At 65.3% G+C, this 18,354-nt stretch carries 17 protein-coding genes, 2 tRNA genes and 2 pseudogenes; 11 read left to right on the plus strand and 10 right to left on the minus strand.

What is annotated here, in order from left to right:
• The first annotated feature begins 24 nt into the window (after nt 1–24).
• A complete protein-coding gene (acpS, locus tag BKG60_RS25060) occupies nt 25–417 on the plus strand; it encodes a holo-ACP synthase AcpS (RefSeq protein ID WP_003880044.1) in 393 nt (130 codons plus the stop codon).
• Nucleotides 418–448: 31 nt separating this feature from the next.
• Here the strand turns inward: acpS and BKG60_RS25065 are convergent.
• Nucleotides 449–1,516 (minus strand): annotated as a pseudogene (locus BKG60_RS25065) (IS110 family RNA-guided transposase); the annotation flags it as partial.
• A gap of 294 nt (nt 1,517–1,810) precedes the next feature.
• On the opposite strand from BKG60_RS25065, the gene BKG60_RS25070 reads away from it, so the two are divergent.
• On the plus strand, nt 1,811–3,178 hold the full coding sequence (locus BKG60_RS25070; RefSeq protein WP_070186050.1) for a dipeptidase: 1,368 nt from the start codon (nt 1,811–1,813) through the stop codon (nt 3,176–3,178).
• Here BKG60_RS25070 and bcp read toward each other — a convergent pair.
• Nucleotides 3,167–3,640 carry a thioredoxin-dependent thiol peroxidase gene (gene bcp, locus BKG60_RS25075; RefSeq protein ID WP_070186070.1) on the minus strand — a complete coding sequence of 158 codons (474 nt, stop codon included), beginning with the start codon at nt 3,638–3,640 and terminating at the stop codon, nt 3,167–3,169. The genes BKG60_RS25070 and bcp overlap by 12 nt on opposite strands.
• Before the next feature lie 105 nt (nt 3,641–3,745).
• Between bcp and BKG60_RS25080 the strand changes: the two genes are divergently transcribed.
• Nucleotides 3,746–3,973: a DUF3618 domain-containing protein gene (locus BKG60_RS25080; protein ID WP_070186071.1), complete on the plus strand. Its 228-nt coding sequence runs from the start codon at nt 3,746–3,748 to the stop codon at nt 3,971–3,973.
• 43 nt (nt 3,974–4,016) lie between these two features.
• On the opposite strand, the gene BKG60_RS32115 is transcribed toward BKG60_RS25080, so the two are convergent.
• Nucleotides 4,017–4,175 (minus strand): hypothetical protein, encoded by a 159-nt coding sequence (locus BKG60_RS32115; protein ID WP_097926197.1) that lies wholly within the window; start codon nt 4,173–4,175, stop codon nt 4,017–4,019.
• 809 nt (nt 4,176–4,984) lie between these two features.
• On the opposite strand from BKG60_RS32115, the gene BKG60_RS25085 reads away from it, so the two are divergent.
• Nucleotides 4,985–5,164, plus strand: a complete 180-nt coding sequence (locus BKG60_RS25085; protein WP_029110072.1) for a hypothetical protein — start codon at nt 4,985–4,987, stop codon at nt 5,162–5,164.
• Nucleotides 5,165–5,243: 79 nt separating this feature from the next.
• Here the strand turns inward: BKG60_RS25085 and BKG60_RS25090 are convergent.
• Nucleotides 5,244–5,319: transfer RNA gene (locus BKG60_RS25090), tRNA-Lys, on the minus strand.
• Between the two features lie 147 nt (nt 5,320–5,466).
• Here BKG60_RS25090 and BKG60_RS25095 point away from each other — a divergent pair.
• A complete protein-coding gene (locus BKG60_RS25095) occupies nt 5,467–6,687 on the plus strand; it encodes a L,D-transpeptidase (RefSeq protein WP_070943535.1) in 1,221 nt (406 codons plus the stop codon).
• A gap of 6 nt (nt 6,688–6,693) precedes the next feature.
• Here BKG60_RS25095 and BKG60_RS25100 read toward each other — a convergent pair.
• Nucleotides 6,694–7,172: pseudogene (locus BKG60_RS25100) on the minus strand (SRPBCC family protein).
• On the minus strand, nt 7,169–7,870 hold the full coding sequence (locus BKG60_RS25105) for a DUF899 family protein (RefSeq protein WP_070186053.1): 702 nt from the start codon (nt 7,868–7,870) through the stop codon (nt 7,169–7,171). Before BKG60_RS25105 ends, BKG60_RS25100 begins: the two are co-directional and overlap by 4 nt.
• A 140-nt stretch (nt 7,871–8,010) precedes the next feature.
• Between BKG60_RS25105 and BKG60_RS25110 the strand changes: the two genes are divergently transcribed.
• The 4 genes from BKG60_RS25110 to BKG60_RS32120 all read left to right on the plus strand — a co-directional run bounded on the left by BKG60_RS25110 (nt 8,011) and on the right by BKG60_RS32120 (nt 12,501).
• Complete coding sequence (locus BKG60_RS25110) at nt 8,011–8,781, plus strand: SDR family oxidoreductase (protein ID WP_070186054.1); 771 nt, start codon at nt 8,011–8,013, stop codon at nt 8,779–8,781.
• A gap of 211 nt (nt 8,782–8,992) precedes the next feature.
• A complete protein-coding gene (locus BKG60_RS25115; protein WP_070943581.1) occupies nt 8,993–10,519 on the plus strand; it encodes a PPE family protein in 1,527 nt (508 codons plus the stop codon).
• Between the two features lie 151 nt (nt 10,520–10,670).
• Nucleotides 10,671–12,377, plus strand: a complete 1,707-nt coding sequence (locus tag BKG60_RS25120) for a hypothetical protein (protein ID WP_131823357.1) — start codon at nt 10,671–10,673, stop codon at nt 12,375–12,377.
• Entirely contained in the window at nt 12,340–12,501 is a 162-nt protein-coding gene (locus BKG60_RS32120; RefSeq protein WP_159437519.1) for a hypothetical protein, read from the plus strand. Before BKG60_RS25120 ends, BKG60_RS32120 begins: the two co-directional genes overlap by 38 nt.
• Nucleotides 12,502–12,795: 294 nt before the next feature.
• On the opposite strand, the gene BKG60_RS25125 is transcribed toward BKG60_RS32120, so the two are convergent.
• Both BKG60_RS25125 and orn read right to left on the minus strand, forming a co-directional pair.
• A tRNA-His gene (locus BKG60_RS25125) sits at nt 12,796–12,868 on the minus strand.
• A gap of 42 nt (nt 12,869–12,910) precedes the next feature.
• A complete protein-coding gene (gene orn / locus BKG60_RS25130) occupies nt 12,911–13,558 on the minus strand; it encodes an oligoribonuclease (RefSeq protein WP_070186072.1) in 648 nt (215 codons plus the stop codon).
• Nucleotides 13,559–13,674: 116 nt separating this feature from the next.
• On the opposite strand from orn, the gene BKG60_RS25135 reads away from it, so the two are divergent.
• Nucleotides 13,675–15,246 (plus strand): helicase HerA-like domain-containing protein, encoded by a 1,572-nt coding sequence (locus tag BKG60_RS25135; RefSeq protein WP_070943533.1) that lies wholly within the window; start codon nt 13,675–13,677, stop codon nt 15,244–15,246.
• Nucleotides 15,247–15,330: 84 nt separating this feature from the next.
• Here the strand turns inward: BKG60_RS25135 and cmrA are convergent, their stop codons facing one another.
• Nucleotides 15,331–16,137: a mycolate reductase gene (gene cmrA / locus BKG60_RS25140; RefSeq protein WP_070943532.1), complete on the minus strand. Its 807-nt coding sequence runs from the start codon at nt 16,135–16,137 to the stop codon at nt 15,331–15,333.
• Between the two features lie 43 nt (nt 16,138–16,180).
• Between cmrA and BKG60_RS25145 the strand changes: the two genes are divergently transcribed.
• On the plus strand, nt 16,181–17,488 hold the full coding sequence (locus BKG60_RS25145) for an MFS transporter (protein WP_070943531.1): 1,308 nt from the start codon (nt 16,181–16,183) through the stop codon (nt 17,486–17,488).
• Between the two features lie 9 nt (nt 17,489–17,497).
• Here BKG60_RS25145 and BKG60_RS25150 read toward each other — a convergent pair whose 3' ends face one another.
• Nucleotides 17,498–18,277 carry an MmpS family transport accessory protein gene (locus BKG60_RS25150; protein ID WP_070943580.1) on the minus strand — a complete coding sequence of 260 codons (780 nt, stop codon included), beginning with the start codon at nt 18,275–18,277 and terminating at the stop codon, nt 17,498–17,500.
• Between the last annotated feature and the right edge of the window lie 77 nt (nt 18,278–18,354).

Below are 18,354 nucleotides of genomic sequence, written 5' to 3' on the forward strand. Positions count from 1 at the left end.
CACAGGTGAGCTAGGTTCGCTTCCATGGCGATTATGGGCATAGGCATCGACGTGGTTTCCATACCTGATTTCGCCGAGCAGGTGGATCGGCCGGGGACCGTGTTCGCCGAGACGTTCACGCCGGGTGAGCGCCGGGACGCCGCGGACAAGAGTTCGTCGGCGGCCCGGCACCTGGCGGCCCGGTGGGCGGCCAAGGAAGCTGTGATCAAGGCCTGGTCGAGTTCACGGTTCTCCAAGCGGCCGGCCCTGCCGGAGGGGATCCACCGCGATATCGAGGTGGTCACCGACATGTGGGGCCGGCCCAAGGTGCGGTTGTCCGGCGAGATCGCCAAGCACCTTGAGACCGTGACGATTCACGTCTCGCTTACTCACGAGGCCGATACCGCCGCCGCGGTGGCGATCATCGAGGAGCTCTAACCCTTCTGCGCGAGCAATAGCTCCTATGTCAAGCCGCCACTGATTGTGGCGGCTTGACCGGGTTTTGGTGGTCGTTGCGGGGCGCGTCTTGGTGTAGTGCTTGGTAGACCCGGCGGGCGATGCGGCGTTTGACGCAGCGGCGGGCGGCGGCTTTGGTTTTGCCGGCCTCGAGCAGCTTTTGGAAGTAGATCTGCCCGGCGCTGCCGGTCATGCGGATCTGGGTGAGGACGATGCGGTGAATGGCGGCGTTGAGTTGGCGGTTACCGGCCCGGCTGAGCCGCATCTGCCCGGCGCTGGCACCTGACCACGCTGGGATGGGCGCCACCCCGCAGTGACAGGCAAACGCCGCCTCACTTTTGAACCGGCTGATCCCGGCGGCTTCGCCGACGATCTTGGCCGCGGTCAGCTCCGCACACCCGGGGATCTGCAGCAGCGCCGGGGCCGCCTGGTGGGCGCCGGCGGCCAGACGTTTGGCCAGGGTGTTGATCTCGACGGTGAGCCGAATGATGTCGGTCAGCTCGGCGCGGGCGATTTCAGCGACCAGGCCCGACCGCTCATCGAGCCAGGCCATCAGAGCTTTCTGATGTTTGACGGTGTTGAGTGAGCCCAACGCCGCAGAACGCTCGGGATCCAGATCATGAACATGCCAGTGCAACCGGTTGATCGCCGAGGTACGTTGAGCCACCAGCACATCACGACGATCGGTCAACAACTTCAGCTCCCGCGACACCTGGTCATGCGAGGCCACGGGCAGGTCGGGTTCACGCAGCACCGCCCGGGCCACCGCCAGCGCATCGATCGGATCGGACTTGCCCTTGGTGCGCGCGGATTTTCGGGTGGCGGCCATCAGTTTGGTGGGCACCCGCACCACCTTCTGCCCGGCCCCGAGCAGGTCACGTTCCAACCGGGCCGACATGTTGCGGCAGTCCTCGATGCCCCAAATCAACTCGACACCGAACTGCTCGCGAGCCCACATGATGGCCGTGTGATGCCCGTCAGTGGTGGCCTTGACGGTTTTCTCGCCGAGCTTGCGCCCGACCTCATCGACAACGACAAAAGTGTGGCTGCGCTTGTGTACATCGGCTCCAACAACAACCATGGTGGTTGCCTCCTTCAATCATGAAGAGGGGTGTGTTGAGGTTGGGCCGGTCGGCGGACACTTCTCAGTCGGGGGCGATGCCACGCTCCTATCAAGTCACGCCGGCCGGTCCTTCACACCTGGTGCCGGCACTACTGCTCAAATGCCAACCCACAACGGGCGACAGACACAAATCGAGCCAGACACCAGATGATCCAGACCCAACCACCGCAACGCGGCAAAAGCCAGACTGACACTGAGACACATATGTACCGTTCGCCAACGGCGTCTCGGCTACATCTGCGTCTGCTCGCGATGGGGGAGTCACCTACTACGCTCGTCAGCATGACTGACGTCGTACAGCGAGTTCAGCAGGTATTGCCGTCGGTGCGGTCCGATCTGGAGGATCTGGTTCGCATCCAGTCGGTGTGGGCCGACCCGGCCCGCCGCGCCGAGGTGCAGCGCAGCGCCGAAGCGGTGGCAAAACTGTTGTCGGACGCGGGCTTTCCCGACGTCAGCATCGTCAGCGAAGGCGGTGCACCTGCCGTCATCGCGCACTACCCGCCACCGGCGGGCGCACCCACGGTGCTGCTGTACGCCCACCACGACGTGCAGCCAGAAGGGGATCCGGCACAGTGGGACACCGCGCCGTTCGAACCCACCGAACGTGACGGCCGGCTCTACGGCCGCGGCACCGCCGACGACAAGGCCGGTATCGCAACACATCTGGCAGCCATACGGGCCTTCGACGGCCAGCCTCCGGTCGGCGTCACGGTCTTCGTCGAAGGCGAGGAGGAGTCCGGCTCGCCGTCACTGGGCGCGCTGCTGACTGCGCACAAAGACGCCCTGGCCGCCGACGTCATCGTCATCGCCGACTCCGACAACTGGAGCACCGACACCCCGGCCCTGACCGTGACGCTGCGCGGCCTGGCCGACTGCGTGGTAGAGGTGGCCACCCTGGACCACGGCCTACATTCGGGTCTGTGGGGTGGTGTCGTGCCGGACGCGTTGAGCGTGCTGGTGCGGCTGCTGGCCAGCCTGCACGACGACGACGGCAATGTCGCGGTCGCCGGTCTGCACGAGGCGACGGCGGCCGACGTCGATCGTGGACCCGACTGGGTCCGGGAAGAGTCGGGCCTGCTGGACGGAGTGTCCGAAATCGGCGCCGGCTCAGTGGTGCAACGCATGTGGGCCAAGCCCTCCATCACCGTCATCGGCATCGACACCACGCCCATCGACAAGTCGTCGAACACGCTGATCCCACGTGCCCGCGCCAAGATCAGCATGCGGGTGGCGCCGGGCGGCGACGCCCACGCGCATCTGGAGGCGTTGACCCGGCACCTCGAAGCGAACGTCCCCTGGGGCGCGCAGGTCACCGTCACCCCGGGTGATGTCGGCCAGCCCTACGCCATCGATGCCTCGGGTTCGGTGTACGACGCGGCCCGTTCGGCATTCCGCACGGCGTGGGGTACCGACCCCGTGGACATGGGGATGGGCGGATCCATCCCGTTCATCGCCGAATTCGCCGAAGCCTTCCCGGCCGCGACGATTCTGGTCACCGGAGTCGAAGACCCCGGCACCCAGGCACACAGCGTCAACGAAAGCCTGCACCTGGGTGTGCTGGAGAAGGCGGCTACGGCCGAAGCGCTGCTGCTCGAAGCGCTCGGCCGGCTACACCGATAGGTCGCGACGCAACTTGGCGACGTGACCGGTCGCCCGCACGTTGTACTGCGCGACGGCGATCTTGCCCTTCTCGTCGACCACGAACGTCGAGCGGATGACGCCCTGAACTGTCTTGCCGTACATGGTCTTTTCGCCGAACGCGCCCCAGGACGTGAGTACCTCACGGTCGGGATCCGACAGCAGCGGGAAGGTCAGTGCTTCCTTGTCGCGGAACTTGGCGAGCTTCTCAGGCTTGTCCGGGGAGATACCGACGACGTCGAGCCCGGCACCGTTGAGTTCGGTGAGGCTGTCACGGAAGTCGCAGGCTTGCTTGGTGCACCCGGGCGTCGAGGCGGCGGGGTAGAAATACACGATGACCTTGCGGCCCTTGTAGTCGGAGAGCTTGACGACATTGCCGTCTGCATCGGGCAGGGCGAAGGCCGGGGCGGTGTCTCCCACCTCGAGGCGCGGGGTTGGCGGCATGCGTGGGTATCCCTTCTTGTCGACCGGTTCCGTCGTCACGGCGCCGGCTGATCTAGGGTAGTGCGGCAGGGCAGCACGACGTGGAGCGGCTTGGAGGAGCAAACAGTGGCGAACCGGGACCCGGAGAGCATAAAGCGGGACATCGATCAGGCTCGCGATCAACTTGCGTTGACTGTCGACTCGCTGGCCGAGCGGGCCAACCCGCAGCGTCTGGCCGACGACTTCAAGTCAGCGGTCATCGGCTTCATCAAGAAACCAGCGGTGGCCGCTTCACTGGCGGGCGCCGGTGCGCTGGTGGTGGTCGTGGTCGTCCGGCGGATAAAGCGGCGCTGAGCAGCCTGTTGCGCCGCTCAGCGGCTCCAGCCTGTTGCGCCGCTCAGCGGCGGCGGAACAGGAGCCAGTCGGCCAGCGAAAAGCTCGGGGGATTGGCGATGCGTCCGAGCCGGTTGCAGCTATACACCATGACAGGCTGATTTGCAGCAACAAATGCGGAAGTCGATGCAGCTGTGGGGTCGACGCCACCCGCGGTAGCCATCAGCTAACACCTCTTATCTTGGCGTGACCGCCACCAGGAAACCAACCAAAACTAATCAGCTAACTTGAGATTAACACGGTTTCTTGCGTCTGACCAGCGGAAGTGCTGCTATGAGAATTTTGACAGTAACTTACATGGACGTCAACACCTGGCGTCGCCCATATCGGACTAGATGGGGACGCGGCTCTCAGCACATTATTCGACAGGTGTCAGCAGAGTGCGTTCGCCGATTTTGCAGTGGTTGTCCGCAAATATTTCCGCGGACTGTGTCGGCGCGCTGTCGGGGTGGGCGCTGCGGGGCCCGGAGAAACTGGTGGCTGGGCTGAATGTTTGCTGTGACCGTCGGCCCGGGCGACGCGGCGTTGGGCTCTTTGCGGTGATTTGGTGGCGATTTAGTGGAGAAAACGATTGGCAAACGTGGATCCGTCTGATAACCCGAGGTGTTTCGCGCAACTCGGAGTCCGACGCCGGCGGTAGCTGAAATCTCCTGCATTGCACGGCGGGAACGGCTCTTTCTCGTGGAACCGGTTGCTACTGCATAGGTGTCCAGCTAAGGTCGACCTCGGGTCAGGATAGGGGAGTCGGACCCGGTTCTTGATCTCGGCCGCAACACGGGACGAACGTGTGACAAGGGGGTATTGCGTTGCAGCTAACATATTTTCCGTTTGCCAGGGCTGCCGCATGTGCCTTCGCTGGTACAGCTGAACTCGACGGACTGGTCGTCGGGATTCGCTGACAACACCCAATGGCTCATGTCGAACCTCTAGGCGGCGATGTGGGCCATGGTCACACCGACTGGAGGTAGCCATATGGCGCATGTGAGCGATGAAACCCTGGGCGATCTACGCCGAGAACTCGACCGCTTCAAAACTGAGCAGTACCGGGATAACGGCTATGCGGCCGCACATCTGGCGGGCGCGGTGGAGATGTTGTTGGAGGAAGCCGAACCCAGCGTTGGTGACCGGCTTGCCGAAAGGTATCGGGCCTGACCGTCAGACAAGAGGTCTACTGCCGCAGTAACTCTCAAACCCTGAAACGCAAAAACCCTGCCGAGGCAGGGTTTTTGGTTGGTGCGCCGTCAGGGTTTCGAACCCCGGACCCGCTGATTAAGAGTCAGCTGCTCTACCAACTGAGCTAACGGCGCGCGTGAGAGACAATAACAGGAGTTTCGCTCAACAGTGAAATCCGCTGGTCGCAGGGCTGCGCGAGGTTTCCGGTGGGCCAGAGTTCCAGGCAGCCCTTAGACTATTGCCAAGAATTTGCTGTTGACCGTGTGAGGGGTGGGACGAACATGGGGCACGCCCAGACGGCGACCCGTCCGTACCGGGATGTCTTCCGGCGAGCGGTGGCTGCCATGGTGCCGGCGATGATGCTGGGCCTGGCCGCGTGCGGCGGGCAGGAGACGCAGGGCCCGCCGCCGGTGATCGCCGACAAGGGCACTCCCTACGGTGACTTGCTGGTGCCCAGGGTCAAGGCATCGGTGACCGATGACGCGGTCGGGGTGACCGTGGACGCGCCGGTCACCGTGAGCGCCGAGAACGGTGTGCTCGGCGGGGTCACCATGACCAACGAAGAAGGCGCCAGCGTCGCAGGGAAGTTCAGTGCCGACGGGTTGACGTGGTCGACCACCGACCCGCTCGACTACAACGAGCAGTACACGCTCAATGCGCAGTCGCTCGGGCTCGGCGGAGTCGCCAACCGGCGCCTGCGGTTCGAGACACACTCGCCGGCGAATCTGACGATGCCCTATGTCTTGCCCAACGACGGGGAAGTGGTCGGGGTCGGGCAGCCCATCGCCGTTAGGTTCGACGAGAACATCCCCGACCGCGTTGCCGCCCAGCGGGCCATCACCGTGAAGACCGATCCACCGGTGGAAGGCGCCTTCTACTGGCTCAACAACCGCGAAGTGCGTTGGCGCCCAGCCAAATACTGGAAGCCCGGCACCTCGGTGGACGTCACGGTCAACACCTACGGCGTCGCGCTGGGCGACGGATTGTTCGGGCAGGGCAACGTCACCACCCACTTCACGATCGGCGACGAGGTGATCGCGTCCGCCGATGACAACACCAAGACACTGACCGTCCGCCGCAACGGCGAAGTCATCAAGTCCATGCCGATCTCGATGGGCAAGAACAGTTCTCCGACGGACAACGGTGTGTACATCATCGGCGACCGTTTCGATCACATGGTGATGGATTCGTCGACCTACGGGGTACCGGTCAACTCGCCCAATGGATATCGCACCGAGGTCGATTTCGCGACTCAGATGTCTTACAGCGGCATCTACGTGCACGGGGCCCCGTGGTCGGTGGGCAGCCAGGGCTACAGCAACGTCAGCCATGGTTGCCTCAACGTCAGCACGGCCAATGCCCGCTGGTTCTACGAGAACACCAAGCGCGGCGACATCGTCGAGGTGAGAAACACCGTGGGTTCGGTGTTGCCGGGTACCGAGGGCCTGGGCGACTGGAACATTCCTTGGGAGCAGTGGCGCACCGGCAACGCCAGCACCTGATAGTCGCTAACTGACTGAACGTTCCAGTGCCGCAAGCGATTCGTCGAGAAAGTCGGGGCCGAACGGGGGCATTCTCCGATCTGGTCGCGGAAGCTCTGCGGGGTGTCGGTCCAGTCGTAGGTGATCGTCACGTCGGTCTGGTCTCCGTTGGGGGCCAGGTCGTAGCGCCAGCTCCACCCGCCCGGAGCATGGTGGCCCTCCTCGTCGAGCTGCCCGGGCAACCAGGCGATGGTCCGGTCCTTGTCGAAGGCGGTCACCAGGTTGTGCATGACGTAGTGACCGCCGGCGGCGGGCAGGAACATGTTGACAGCGAAGATCTGGCCCGTCCCGGTGATCGGCTCGGGGTCGATCGCGTCGCGCACCCAGTCGCCGGGCTCGGTGTCGCAATGGCGGGCCGGATCGGCCAGGACGGCGAACACCTGGGCCGGAGACGCGGAGACGGTGCGGGTGACGACGTAGCGCTGCTGGTCGGTCGCTGAAGTCATTGAGAGTCCTTTCCATACAGCTGGGCGATGTCGGGGCTGTCGAGCCAGCCGGAGTACGTGGGACGCTTGGGCCAACCGTCGGGCGAGTCCTGCCATTCTTCCTGCCGGCCCCAGGGCAGCAGATCGATCAATGCGAACGAGTGGCTGAGTTGTTCGGTGCCACGGCCGTTGGTGTGCCAGGTTCGGTACACGGTTTGTTCGCCCGACGGCCCCGTCGCACGAAAGAACACGTTGACCGCGAACCCCTCGCCCGGGGCGGCGTCGACGTCGGAGCCGAAGGAGCTCTCCGACGACGAGTACCAGTCCATCCGGTTGCCGACCTTGTCGCGATACGCCAGCGCCTCCTCGATGGGCCCGTTGGTGACGATGACGAAGCGGGCGTCGTAGTTGTCCAGGAATTCGAGGCGGGTGAACTGCGATGTGAACCCGGTGCAGCCGCCGCACTGCCATTCGGCCCCGTCGGTCCACATGTGGTGGTAGGTGATCAATTGGGCGTGCCCGTCGAACACGTCGGCCAGGCGCACCGGGCCGTCCGCGCCGATCAGTGTGTACTCCGGTAGTTCCACCATCGGCAGCCGGCGCCGCGCCGCGGCGATCGCGTCCAGTTCCCGGGTGGCGGCCTTCTCCCGACGCCGCAGGTCGTCGAGCGTGGTGCGCCACGTCTGCTGGTCGACTATCGGAGGTTTTCCTGTCGTCATGAAGGGCTCCTGATCGCTGCTCGGAGAATCTCGTTCTCTCAAGTGGACCCGCCGCGCGTCCGGAACTCATCGCACGCGGTAATGTCCGACGAGCAAAGGGTGACCTAACACCCAGAGATGAACCATGGAGGGTTGATCGAATGAGCGGTCAGCGAGCCGATGCAGGCGGACTGCGTCTCCTCGTCGTCGGTGCCTCGTCGGGCATCGGCCACGCTGTCGCGATCAGTGCCACCGAGCGCGGCGCCAAGGTCGCCGTGGCAGCGCGGCGCATCGAACTGCTGAATTCCCTGGCCGAGGCGACCGGCGGACACGCCTTCGAACTCGACGTCGAGGATTCCGGGGCGATCAACCGGGTGGTCAACGATGCGGCGGACGCCCTGGGCGGCTTGGATGCCGTGGTGTTCACCAGCACGGTGATCCCGTTCGCCTACATCGAGGACACCGATGTCGCGACCTGGCTGCACGCGTTCAGCGTCAACACCGTCGGTGCCAACAACGTGCTGCGCGCCGCGGCACCGCGATTGGCCGAGAACGGGGTGGTCCTGGTCGCCTCCAGCTACGACGTGGGCCGCCCCCGTGCAGGTGTGGCGGCGTACAGCGCGAGCAAGGCCGCCCTCGACGAGATCCTGCACTCCTGGCGCATCGAGCATCCCGAGCTGTCGCTGATCCGGGTCGGCGTCGGCCCCACCGACGACACCGAGATCCTGCGCGGCGCCGACCGGGACCTGCTCGAACAGTTGGTCAAGACGTGGGTGGCCCAGGGTGCCCTGCCTGCTCGGATGTCGGCCCTGGACGACGTCGCCAACACCCTGGTGTCACTGGTGACCACCGCCTACGAGAATCCGACCGTGGTGCCCGAGATCGTGCAGCTGGCTCCGCGGATTCGCCGACGGGACGACGTGGCGGATTAGTCCCGGATTAGTCCGCAGGACCATTGGTGCGCCTTCTGGTGCATCTGGGCGGCGTGCACCCGCGGCGCATGATGTCCGAGCCATGTGGTGGTTCCCCGCCATTTTCGGCACGGTGCTCGTTTCTATGAGTTGGCGATGAATTCATTGAGAATGACAATCATGGTCAATAACTTGGATGCCGCGGATCGACGGTGTTCAAGGAGGGTTCCTCATGTCCGGGGTATGGATGGCCTCGCCGCCCGAGGTGCATTCTGCGCTGCTGAACGCAGGCCCCGGCCCGGGCGCGATGTTGGCTGCCGCCGGCGCGTGGTCGTCGTTGAGCATCGAATATGCCGCCGTGGCAGACGAACTCGCTGCGGTGCTGGGTGGCGTGCGGGCCGGGGCCTGGCAGGGGCCGAGCGCGGAACGGTATGTGGCAGCACATCTTCCGTATCTGGCGTGGCTGCATCAGGCCAGTGCCGACAGCGCCGCGATCGCGGCCCGGCATGAAACTGCGGCCGGTGCGTATGCCGGCGCCCTTGCGGCGATGCCCACCCTGGCCGAGCTGGCGGCCAACCACACCAGGAATGTAATCCTGGTGTCCACCAACTTCTTTGGGATCAACACTATTCCGATCGCATTGAATGAAGCCGACTATGTGCGGATGTGGATCCAGGCTGCCGTCACGATGGAGGGCTATCAGGGAGTGTCAGAGGCCGCGGTGGCATCCACCCCTACGACTCCGGCCGCGCCAAGGATCTTGCGCAGTGAAGATGGCCACGAGCACGACGACGACCACGAGCACGACGACGACCACGACCACGACGACGACCACGACCACGACGGCGATCATGACCACGATCACGATGATCACGGCCACGGAGACCTGAGCCCGCTCGATCCGCGGTGGTGGCTGGAAGTCGGTCATGAGCAGATCGAGAACATCGGCTTGCTGATCGACAATCTGCTCAACGACCCCGCCGCCCTGTTGACCAACCTGCCGATGGTGTTGGCGGACATGGCCTTCCACGCGGCGCAGCTGCTGCAGGTGGTGGCCCAGTTGTCCCCGGCCCTGATTCAGCCGGCTCTGGGTCTCGTCGCCGCGAACCTGGGCTGGGCGGTCGCGGGACTGGCCGCAATCCAGCCGGCCGCGCCTGTGATGGCAGAGATTCCGGCCGGTGCTGAGCCGGGCTCCTGGCCGGCGGCCGGCGCGACTTCGACAGTGTCCGGCAGCCCCTCGGCCCCGGCCGCCTCATCCGCCCCTGCGGTGCCGTCGACCGGTGCGTCGGCGACTGCCACCGTCACCGCGGCGCCGGCGCCGCCGTCGGCCCCGGGTGGCGGCCCCGGGTTCTTCCCGCCGTACTTGATCGGCTCGCCCGGCATCGCGGTGCCCGCCGCGGCCCGGTCCAAGTCCGCGACTGCGGTCAAGAAGAAGTCTTCTGAGTCCGACACCGCTGCCGCGGGTGCTGCCGAACTGGCCCGCGAGGCACGGGCGCGCCGCCGTCGCCGAGCCGCGATGCGGGACAAAGGGCATGGCCATGAGTACATGGACCTTCACAGCGATCCACCCGCTGGAGCCGCGCCGGAACCGTCGCCGACGGTATCGGATCGCGGCGCCGGACCACTGGGCTTTTCTGGCGTGCGGGACAAGGCCGAAGCGACGACGACGGGCCTGACGGCGTTGGACGACGACGAATTCGATGCCGGCCCGACGGTGCCGTTGTTGCCGTCTACTTGGGATCCGGATTCGAAGGACTGAGTGGCTCGGATGCATTCACTGAAAATGGGAACGCCGCCTGCTTGCGCAGACGGCGTTCCCGCTATCACGGTCGGGACTCGAACTCCTGTCAGTCAATTCACCTACCGTCATCTCCCACGGCCCAGCCTTTCGCTGCGGCATACTCAGGCGCGTGAGCGACTCGGTGGACTCTGGCGAATCGCATTTGCAATCTCAGTTGCGACAGTTAAGCGCGGAAGTAAGGCAGTGGCGAGAACGAAATGGAACACCGCCTCCTGCGCGGGATGACGGCGACCGGCTGTTTGATCTAGTCGTGGGCTTGGAACGGCAGAAGCCGACGTGGATTCACCGTCGGGTCGAGCGTCTTGTCGTCGAGGGGACGGGTGAGTGCACGCGATGCGTTTCGCTCGACTTCACGCTGCCAGCCGATTGTCGGATCGAAGGCTCGCGTGGCAAGGTGCTGGTTCCAATCGGGATCGTTCGCAAGGGGCCGTTGCACGGGTTCAGCATCACTGGGCCGTCCGGCAAACCCGTACCGCTCCTCGGAACCGAGGAGAATACGGCCCTGTCGGTCAAGATGATTTCGGCCATCGCCCGGCGGTGGGGGGGTGAACCTCGCGCGCTCGAAGCCTTTGTTAAGGAAGCCGAAAAGAAGATCCGTCAGCCAGCGGACGAGTCGCATACTGGATACGTCGTGGGGCAGGAGGCGCAGCCTCAAACCGAAGAGTGCACCCTTCGACAGAAGGCCGTAGACGCGGGTTTCCCGCATTCGGTTCTATTCGAAGAGAACCCAGAGAAGTCGGAGACGGTAGAGCGGTTTTGGCAATCGGTGTACGGCCTTCTCGAATGGCTGCGCGCTGGATTCCTCATGGCGACGGAGCTCGACGAGGAGGTCGTCGGGACACGCTCTGTACTCAAGTTCGAGTACAGAGAAAGCGTCAAAAACTCGGACACATGGACGGGCAGACGGCGCTTCGACATCGCGGAGTTTGCCTCAGCGGTGAGCACTCACTTCGAGCTTGTGGCCCCGCCGCCGTTGGTGATGGAGGACGCGAGCGTGTTCGAGAAGACCAGCACTGGCGAAGTGGAGTGTCAGTGGTTCGCCAAGCGCCGCGCGACGCTTCATTTTGTGGGGGCGACCCAGGCGCGGTTTTCCACGGCTTACGTTGATCTGCGGTTTGCTCCGCGCCGGTTCGGGGCATACGCGGCGGCGCTCTACGGCCCCGCGGCGCTGTTCGTGGCGCTCGCGTGTGCCGTGGTTCTTCGGACGTTTCGCACTGAGACAGACACCCCGCCAACAGGATTGCCGACACTCATGCTCACTGCCGCAGGCCTGCTGCTGTCGTGGGTCGCGCGGGCACCGGAGGATTGGACGACGGCACGCATACTGCGCCGTGCACGTGGTGTTCTGTGGCTGGCCGCCACGCTCTGCGCGGTTGTGGCAGTCTTCCTCGCCTTTCCCAAGCTTCCACCCAGCGAAGATGGCCGTACCTGCTGGTGGTGGATCTTTCTGGTTGCCTCATTGCTGCTGCTCGTGGTGGCGTGGTTCGTGCACGGGCGTGATCCGTGGCTGGGGCTGATCGGAGGAGTGTTCGCAGTCTTACTGCTCTTGGTGACCGTGGCAGTGGCTCCTCCACGTGACTTGTGGCAGGCGTGCATGCTCTACTCCTTAGGTGAGATCGCCGCCGTGTGGATCGTTGTCCTTGCAACCGTCAAGTTGAAGCGTCACCGCAAGTCGCTAGAACACCGAGAGTCGCTGAAACACCAGGAGGCGACTACACGCCAACTGTCGGGTCAGACGACTACACTCGGAGGCACGCCCAGCAAAAAGGAGATGCGTGATGAAGGGTCTTCTACATTGGTGGAAGGCGAAGCATGAGCCCGCCCTCTACGAGGGAATTGGCCTGTCGCCGATGAAGTTGGAGAAGGCCGCCCTCGGCCAGACCTCCAAGGATGCCGATCTGATCGGCATGATGCGGGGCACGGTCCCGATCCCGCGATAGTCCAAGCTTCAACCCGAAGCCCTGCACTCCGCGTGCGGGGCTTCGTCGTGTATGTCGGCGTCGCCCCACTCGTTGCCGTCGTGTGGCCACCTGGCCGCGTCGGGCTGAGCGCGAGGTCGTCCACGTGTCGACGGTAGAACACGGCGGGGACTGTCAGCGCAGTGATGCGTCACGTTCTTGGTGTATCGCCGGCAGGCGGACACTTTCCAGCGCATATTGGGGGTGATGTAAAGAGCCCCGAAACCGGTAGTGCCTCACCCGCATATTTGCAGGTGAGGCACTACTTTCAGTCGGGGTGGCTGACGGGACTCGAACCCGCGACAGCCAGGATCACAACCTGGTGCTCTACCAACTGAACTACAGCCACCATCGCCGCTGGCGCCTTCGGCGCGTATGCGGCTCGTAGATACTAACTGCTCGGGTGCTCGGCAGACGAATCGGTTTCGGGCGCGTCGTCCTTGGGCGGGCCGAGCTCGGCGGCGATCTCGGCAATGTCGCTGGTAGACGGACCGGGCTGGGCGACGAACGCGGTCGAGCGGTAGTACTTGAGTTCGCGGATGGACTCGTGGATATCGGCCAGGGCGCGGTGGGCGAGACCTTTTTCGGGCTGGCCGAAGTAGATCCGGGGGTACCAGCGGCGGCACAACTCCTTGATCGAGCTGACGTCGATCATGCGGTAGTGCAGGTAATCGTCGAGTTTGGGCATGTCGCGGGCGATGAAGCCGCGGTCGGTGGCGATCGAGTTGCCTGCCAGGGGAGCGGCCTTGGCCGTCTTGACGTGGCCGCGGATGTAATCGAGCACCATCTCTTCGGCCGTGGCCACATCGACGGTCGAGGCTCGCACTTCTTCGATCAGCCCGGACCGGGTGTGCATCTGTTTGACCACGTCGATCATGGACGCCAAGGCCTCGTCGTCGGTGTGAATGACCACGTCCAGGCCGTCACCGAGGATGTTCAGGTCAGCGTCGGTGACCAGAACCGCAATCTCGATCAGGCGATCGGACTTGAGGTCTAGGCCGGTCATCTCGCAGTCGATCCATACCAGTTCGTCTCGCACGAAGATCCACAGTATTCCTATACCGGTGATGGGCCGCCACACCCACCGCGCGCGCCGCCCGGCAAGTAGTGTCAGACCCCGATTGGCTCGTTCGCGAAAACTGGGAGGACCGCGGCATGACCACCGAATCGACAGCCACCCCCGCGCAGCAGATCGCTGCCGGCTACGCAGTCGAAGGCCAGGCATTGGAATTGGGGACGGTCGTGGTCGACGGCGCCGTCGATCCGGCCGCACAGGTCCGGATCCCGCTGGCCACGGTCAACCGGCACGGGTTGATCGCGGGCGCCACCGGCACCGGTAAGACCAAGACGTTGCAGGTGATCGCCGAGCAGTTGTCGGCCGCCGGTGTGCCGGTGGTGATGGCCGATGTCAAGGGTGATCTGTCGGGCCTCTCGGCGCCGGGCGCCACCGGCGAGAAGATCGATCAGCGGGCCAAGGACACCGGTGACACCTGGACACCAACCGGCTTCCCGGTGGAGTTCCTGTCGCTGGGCACCGAGGGGATCGGGGTTCCGGTGCGGGCCACGATCACCAGCTTTGGGCCGATCCTGCTGTCAAAGGTGTTGGGACTCAACACTACTCAGGAGTCCACCCTCGGGTTGATCTTCCACTGGGCCGATCAGAAGGGCCTGCCCCTGCTGGACATCAAGGACCTGCGTTCGGTGATCCAGTTCCTCACCAGCGATGAGGGCAAACCCGAACTCAAGGCGCTGGGCGCGGTGTCGACCACGACGGCGGGCGTCATCCTGCGGGCCCTGGTCAACCTGGAGGCCGAGGGCGCCGATTCCTTCTTCGGCGAGCCCGAGCTCGAACCCAAGGATCTGCTGCGCACCGACTCGCAGGGTCGAGGCATCATCAGCCTGCTCGAGCTGGGCGCCCAGGCTGCGCGGCCGGTGATGTTCTCCACCTTCCTGATGTGGGTGCTGGCCGATCTGTTCACCACGCTGCCCGAGGTCGGAGACATCGACAAACCCAAGTTGGTCTTCATCTTCGACGAGGCCCACCTGTTGTTCGCCGACGCGTCCAAGGCTTTCCTGGAGCAGGTCGAGCAGACCGTCAAGCTGATCCGCTCCAAGGGGGTCGGCGTGTTCTTCTGCACGCAGCTGCCCACCGATGTGCCCAACGAGGTGCTCTCGCAGTTGGGTGCACGCGTGCAGCATGCGTTGCGCGCCTTCACCCCCGATGATCAGAAGGCCCTGTCGAAGACGGTGCGCACCTATCCCAAGACCGATGTCTACGACCTGGAGGAGGCGCTGACGTCGTTGGGGATCGGCGAGGCGGTCGTCACCGTGCTTTCCGAGAGGGGTGCGCCGACGCCGGTGGCCTGGACCAGGATGCGGGCACCGCGGTCGTTGATGGACACGATCGGTAACGACGCGATCACCGCGGCCGCCAAGGCCAGTCCGCTGCAGGCCACTTACGGCCAGACGGTCGACCGGGATTCTGCGTACGAGCGGCTGGCGGCCAAGATGGCGCCGCCGGTCACCGCCGAGGATCCGGGCGGTTTCGCCGGTGTCGAGGCCTCGGGTGAGATCGAGGCGATGCCCGCCCCCGCGCAGCCTGCCGAGCCGGGCATGCTCGAGCAGGTGCTCAAGAGTTCGGCGTTCAAGAGTGCCATGCGCTCGGCGGGCACCGTCATCGGCCGCGAGATCACCCGCAGCATCTTCGGGACGGGCCGCCGCCGGTAGTACCTCGACGCGAGTGGCCACTTATTGCACGGGCTTGACGCTGAAGCGTGCGATAAGTGGCCACTCGGCGGCAAAGCCGAAAATCTAGCCGCCGCCGAGCTTCTTGTAGACGGCGCCGACGATCGGGGTGACGATCGCGCGCGGCGCGTAGCCGCTGGCCATCGACATGGCCTTGGACGTCACGCCCGGCACCACCCGCATCTTGTTGCGCTCCAGGCCGTCCAGTGACAGCTTGGCGGTGTATTCGGTTGAGATCCAGAGGAAGTCGGGGATCAGCCGCTCGACCAGAGACTGGTCGGACTCGTCGGGCAAGTCGGTGCGCACCGGGCCCGGCGCCAGCACCGTGACGTGTACGCCCGCACCCTTGAGCTCGCCGCGCAGCGACTCGCTGAACGTGTTGGCGAACGCCTTGGAGGCCGCGTAGGTGGCGTTGTTCGGGATCGGTGAGTTGCCCGCCGCCGATCCGGAGATGAGGATGCCGCCGGAGCCGCGATTGACCATTCCGGGCAGCACGGCCAGCACCAGGTCGTGCACGCCGAGGACGTTCAACTGCACCTGCGCCTTCTCGCCGTCCGGGTCGAGGTCGATGACCGGGCCGAACGTCGCGGTGCCCGCATTGGCGCACAGGATCGAGATCTCGCGCCGGGCCAGTTCTTCGCACAGCGCGTCTCTGGCCACCGGGTCGGCGAGGTCGACGGCGCGCACCTCGACGGTCACGCCGTAGCGCTCGGTCAGGCGCTGCGCCAGCGACGTCAACACATCCTCGCGGCGCGCGGTGATGATCAGGTTGTGGCCGCGGGCGGCGAGTTCGGTGGCCAACGCTTCGCCGATGTTCTGCGAGGCGCCGGTGACGACGGCACGGGCATCCGGACTGGGTGCGGGGACTGGCATGCGGCCAATCCTAAGAGGAGCGCCAGGCCATAAGGTGGCGGGCATGACGAACCCAGGGCGAGCGAGGGTGCTCGCGTGGGCATTGTGGGACTGCGGCGCGACGGGCCTCAACGCCATCGTCGTCACCTTCGTATTCTCGGTGTACCTGACCGGCAGCGTCGGTGCGGATCTGCCCGGCGACACCACTCCGGCCAGCTGGCTGGGCCGGGCCATGACGGTCGCCGGTCTGGTGGTGGCCCTGCTGGCCCCGGTCACCGGCATCTGGGTGGACGCGCCGCAGCGGCGGCGCCGCGTGCTGGCCGTGATGACCGGTGCGGCCGTCCTGTTCACCGCGGCGATGAGCCTGATCCGTGACGACCACCGCTATCTGATGCCCGGCTTGGTCCTGCTGGCGTGCACCGCAGCCTGCAACGAGCTGGCGACGGTGCCGTACAACGCCATGTTGCGGCAGTTGTCCACACCGAACACGTCCGGCCGGATCTCGGGGCTGGGCCTGGCGTTGGGTTACGGCGGCAGCGTCGGGTTGTTGGTGCTGGCCTACGTCGGTTTCATCGCCGGTGACGGGGATAGCCGTGGGGTGCTGGGCATCCCGGCCGCCGACGGGCAGAACGTCCGGGCGGTGATGCTGCTCACCGCGGTCTGGTTCGTGTTGTTCGCGCTGCCGATCTTCGTGATGGTGCCGCGCGTGACCGATGCGGCCCCAGTCGAGCGCATCGGCTTCTTCGGCGCCTATCGCAAGTTGTGGACCGAGATCCGGGGCGAGTGGCAACGGGACCACAACGTCGTCTACTACCTGGTGGCGAGCGCGGTGTTCCGCGACGGGTTGGCCGGGGTCTTCGCGTTCGGCGCGGTGCTGGGAGTCAACGTCTACGGCATCTCACAGGCCGACGTGCTGTTGTTCGGGATCACTGCGTGCGTGATCGCGGCGGTCGGGGCGGTCACCGGCGGTCTGCTCGACGACCGGGTGGGTTCCAAACCTGTCATCGTCGGATCGCTGTTCTGTCTGATCGCGGTGGGGTTGGCCCTGCTGGTGTTGTCCGGGCCGGTCGCTTTCTGGGTGTGCGGCCTGCTGCTGTGCCTGTTCATCGGGCCGACGCTGTCGGCGGCGCGCAACTTGATGCTGCGGATCACCGCGGACGGCAAGGAGGGTGTCGCGTTCGGGCTCTACACGACTGTGGGACGAGCGGCCTCGTTCCTGGCCCCGTGGCTGTTCTTCACCTTCATCGACATCTTCGGCGCAGACCGGGCCGGGATGGGCGGGCTGGTCCTGGTGTTGGCCGTGGGGCTGGCGGGCATGCTCGCGGTGCGGGTGCCCGCGCGGCAGCCCAGCCCGGCCGTACCGACGCGCTGAGCCGACAGCTCAGGGCGAACCCACGCAGATCGTGATGCCGGTGCCGGTGCGGTGCTGGGTTTGCACACCGTTGACGGTCACGGTGCAGGCGACATCTGGGCCGAAGTTCACGACGCTCACGCTGGCCGTTTCGTCGGCGGGTGCGGCGAGTTCGACCTGTTTGCTCCACGGCAGCGGCACGTTGAACTCGGTCTGCAGCATGTTGCCGGTGTCCAGGTAGGTGATGTTGATGGCCCGGCCTTGACCGGTCACCTCATAGGTGACGGTCTCGGTCGGCCCGGGCGAGGTCTCCGTCGGCGGAACGGTGCTCGGCGGGGGCAGCGGCACCGGCCGGGGTATGCGCGATCTGGTGGTGGGTGCGGTCGGCGACGTGGTGAAGCCTGGCTGCGGGCTGACGGGTTGCGGTGCGACCACTGTTTCCTGGCTTGACCCGTTGGCGATCACCAGTGCGATGACCAGGCCCAGAACCACCAGGATCGCCACTGCGGCCAGGATCCACAGCCAGAGCCGGGGTTCGTGGTTGTCGGGCTCCGGCGGGGTCGGTTCACCCGGCGGCGGTGGGGATCCGGCCCCGTAATGGCCGCCGGTTGCGTTCGGGTCGTATCCGTAGGGAGGGTAGGGCGGCAGCTGTTGGGTGGGATTGGGCTGCGGTGCCGGAGCGGGCACGGCCGGGTACACGCTTTGGTACGGCGGTTGGTTCGAGTACGCCGGATCCGGATAGTCCACGGGGTAGCCGCTACCGAGAGATTGGGTCGGCTCGGACCCGTCGCGGCGTGGTGAATCGGTCATGCCCACCTCATGGCTGCGAGGGTACCTGTGCGGATGCTCAGTCCGCTGCCGCCGAGGTCCCCGGGTATCGGCCGGTG

Origin of the sequence: Mycobacterium syngnathidarum (genome assembly GCF_001942625.1) — a bacterium.
GTDB classification, from domain to species: domain Bacteria; phylum Actinomycetota; class Actinomycetes; order Mycobacteriales; family Mycobacteriaceae; genus Mycobacterium; species Mycobacterium syngnathidarum.